Annotated in this window: 3 protein-coding genes and 1 pseudogene; all 4 read right to left on the bottom strand. The window is 55.6% G+C overall.

Annotated elements, in window-relative coordinates; translation table 11 throughout:
- Positions 1-95 (bottom strand): annotated as a pseudogene (locus ABJK70_RS21940) (IS5/IS1182 family transposase); the annotation flags it as partial.
- Between the two features lie 70 nt (positions 96-165).
- Entirely contained in the window at positions 166-741 is a 576-nt protein-coding gene (locus ABJK70_RS21935) for an NUDIX domain-containing protein (protein ID WP_133715919.1), read from the bottom strand.
- 59 nt (positions 742-800) lie between these two features.
- Positions 801-1,949 carry a PQQ-dependent sugar dehydrogenase gene (locus ABJK70_RS21930; RefSeq protein WP_347259132.1) on the bottom strand — a complete coding sequence of 383 codons (1,149 nt, stop codon included), beginning with the start codon at positions 1,947-1,949 and terminating at the stop codon, positions 801-803.
- Between the two features lie 134 nt (positions 1,950-2,083).
- Positions 2,084-3,523, bottom strand: a complete 1,440-nt coding sequence (cysS, locus tag ABJK70_RS21925) for a cysteine--tRNA ligase (RefSeq protein ID WP_347259133.1) — start codon at positions 3,521-3,523, stop codon at positions 2,084-2,086.
- Positions 3,524-3,570: the final 47 nt, after the last annotated feature.

Here is a 3,570-nt window from a genome sequence, read left to right as displayed (position 1 = left end):
GGCATCACCTGGTCCATCTCGGCCAGAAATTTCTCTCGGCGAGTCTGTTTCTTCTTGGCGTCAAACGCCAACGAGGCAAAGCTGATTTGTTTCATCGCGTCACCACTCCAGTCGAATGGCGAAAAGCCTAACATGGCGATTTATTCAGAGGTTCCCTAATAGTTTTCAGTTCTGATCCAGCCACGCCCGAAGCTTTACGAGCGCCAGTCTGGTCGAGTTGAATGCCAATTCTTCGGGCTCGATTTCGTCAGGCGATACCAGCCGATAATCCGCTACATCGTCCGCTGCCCTGAGCGTGTCGATCTGCGGCGCATCGCAAAGGAAAAACATATCCGTTACTTTGTAAAGTACGCCGCCGTATAGGTAATCATTCGGCGCGCTGGCGAGATAGCGGTAATTGGTCGTTTGGATGTTCAACTCTTCTCCGATTTCTCGCTGCAACGCTTCTTCCACGGTTTCGTTGAATTCGATGAACCCGCCGGGAAGGTCCAGCTTGCCTTTCGCCGGGTCCTTGGCACGCACGCATAGAATGAGCTGATCCTGGTGAAAAACGAACGCGCCCGCAGCCGTGCACGTGTTGAAGAAGTACAAGAACCCGCAGCGGCCGCATCTTATCGCGCGCTGCTCCTGAACGCTCAAATGCTCACCGCCGCACCGGGGACAAAACCGAAAGGCGTCGTACGGTCCGGGGCCTGGGTCGAAGTCACCGAATGACAAATCCTCAGAACTCTGTAGTTTCATAATCTTATCGAAATTGAACGATACTCAGTTTGCCTTTCCGCGACAAATAGCGGACTAAATTAGAGATTTGGCACCAAGCGGGCGATTTTTCCGTCGTCGGTCGAAAAATAAAGAAACCCTTCCGGTCCCGTTCTTACATGGCGAAAGTTAACGCCAAGGTCATTCAGCAGTTCCTCCTGCTTCACGACCTTATTGTTGTCGTCTATCACCAGTCGGCGAAGGTGCTGACCGCTCAGATTGGCTACGAACAGATTGCCCTTCCATCTCGGGAAGGCGTCGCCGAAATAGAAAGCGATTCCGGACGGGGAAATGGACGGCACATAATACGCCACAGGCTGTTCCATACCGGCTTTTTCGGTGCCTTCGCCGATTTTCGGTCCCCAATACTCGCGTCCATACGTGATTACGGGCCAGCCGTAGTTCGCTCCCGGACGGATCAAATTGATTTCGTCGCCGCCGCGCGGACCGAACTCGCTCTCCCATAACTCGCCGGTAATCGGATGCTTCACCAGGCCTTGCGGATTGCGGTGACCGTAGCTCCAAATCTCCGGCTTGGCGTCGGGATTATTCGCGAACGGATTGTCGACGGGCGCGCTGCCGTCCTCGTTCAGACGCAGGATCTTGCCGTTGTGGTAGCGCAAGTCTTGCGCATTATGCCGCTCGTTGCGATCGCCAACCGAGATGAAGAGCTTGCCGGCCCCATCGAACTCGATGCGGGAGCCGAAGTGAATGTTATTTCCATTCGGCTCGAAGGCACTGAAAAGCTTCCGGTAATCCTTCAGCTCCGTTCCTTCCAGCCGGCCGCGGCCTAGGGCCGTGGTCATTCCGTGGGTCGCTTTTTCCGAATAGGTCAGATAAATCCAGCCGTTCTTGTCGAACTCGGGATGAACCCTCACGTCCAGCAGTCCGCCTTGTCCGGCCTGAACCACGGCCGGCGCCCCCTGAACGGTTTGCACCGATCTGGTACTCGGATCGAGGATGCGCAGCTGTCCGTCTCGTTCCGTGAATACGATCCGTCCGTCGGGCAAAAAATCGAAACCCCAGACCACGTCTTCCTGTTGGGCGATGACTTCCACTGAAAACGGTTGCCCTTCGGACTCATACGCGCCTCCGGAAGACCGAAAAGCAACGATTCCCATGGCAATAATCGCCAAAAGGAATCCTGCGCGAATTCCGATAGTCCTCATCTTGTCGGCTTCAAGTTTCACGACTCCTCCCTTGGAATTTCCGATCCAAACCGCCTGTCCGTCTCTTTCAATGGATTATGCTTTTCCCCGCCTTATATCCGGACCGACGAAACACCCTCCTTCGGATATAGCCTCAAGCAGCCAGTCGGTTCAAGTCAAATTCGCCGCCAGGTGGTACCGCCAGCCGTATCTTCCAGCACAATGCCCTGCTCCTTGAGTTCATTCCGAATGCGGTCGGCGGTGGCCCAGTCTTTGTTCTTGCGGGCGTCTAAGCGCTCTTGAATTTTTTGCTCGATGCGTTCGTCACTCCAAATAAGCATCGCATCGAGCTGAGCGCCAACGGTAACACCGAGCCTCACTGCTCCAACTCCCGATTTGAAAAACTCTTCTGGATCTGTCTGCAACAGGCCAAGAAGTCCACCGAGTTGCTTTAAGGTTCGCGCTAAAGTTTCCGCTTCCTCTACATTCGAATTCCGCCCCCGATTGATCTCACGCGCCAGATCAAACAGCACAGCAATCGCTTCCGGGGTATTGAAATCGTCGTTCATCGCCGCTTCGAAACGGGCGATGAAGTCCTTGCTCCTGCCCTCTCCCTCGGAAACCGGCAGATCGCAGCGGAGTCCGCGCAAGGCGGTATAAAGCCTCGTCAGCGCGGCATTGGCATCGTCGAGATTTTCATCGGAGTAATTGAGCGGACTGCGGTAGTGGCTATTGAGAATGAAGAACCGCACGACTTCGGGACGATACCGGGCCAGAACTTCGCGTACCGTAAAGAAATTGCCCAGGGACTTGGACATTTTCTCCTCGTTCACCCGCACGAATCCATTGTGCATCCACAGGTTCACGAACTTTTCGCCGGTTGCCCCTTCGGATTGCGCGATTTCGTTTTCATGGTGCGGGAACTGCAAATCCATGCCGCCGCCGTGGATGTCGAAATGATGCCCGAGACAACGGGTGGACATGGCGGAGCATTCGATGTGCCAGCCGGGACGTCCCCTGCCCCAAGGCGAATCCCAGGCCGGCTCTCCCGGCTTCGCCATTTTCCACAAAACGAAATCCAAGGGATCGCGCTTGGCGTCCTCGACCTCCACCCGCTCGCCGGCGCGGAGATCTTCGATGTTCTTGCCCGACAAACGGCCGTAACCCTCGAATTTGGACACGGCGTAGAAGACATCGCCGTTGTCGCCGACATAGGCATAGCCGCGGTCGATCAAGGCCTGAATCATGGCCAGCATGTCGTCTATGGATTGCGTCGCCCTCGGTTCGATATCGGGCGGAAGCACGCCCAGCGCCCGCTCGTCTTCGTGCATCGCATCGATGAACCTCGCGGTCAGCGCCGAAATGGGCTCGCCGTTTTCGTTGGCCCGCTTAATGATCTTGTCGTCGATATCCGTGATATTCCGGACATAAGTAACCTTAAACCCAAGATGCCGCAAATAGCGCACCACCATGTCGAATACCACCATGACGCGGGCATGCCCCAGATGGCAGTAGTCGTATACGGTCATGCCGCACACGTAGAGCCGGACCTTGCCCGGTTCGATGGGGGTGAAGACTTCCTTCCGGCCGGTCAGGCTATTGTGGATCTTTAGCATCATTCGGACTCGTAGGTGAATTCGGCCAAGCGGCGATGCAAGCGGTG

Origin of the sequence: Methylocaldum sp., from assembly GCF_039794385.1 — a bacterium.
Taxonomy (GTDB): domain Bacteria; phylum Pseudomonadota; class Gammaproteobacteria; order Methylococcales; family Methylococcaceae; genus Methylocaldum.
This window is presented reverse-complemented; position numbering and strand designations above follow the sequence as displayed.

Excerpts from the sequence above, each read along its gene's own strand:
- ABJK70_RS21935 (WP_133715919.1), bottom strand. The coding sequence starts at position 741 with ATGAAACTACAGAGTTCTGAGGATTTGTCATTCGGTGACTTCGACCCA.
- cysS (WP_347259133.1), bottom strand. The coding sequence starts at position 3,523 with ATGCTAAAGATCCACAATAGCCTGACCGGCCGGAAGGAAGTCTTCACC.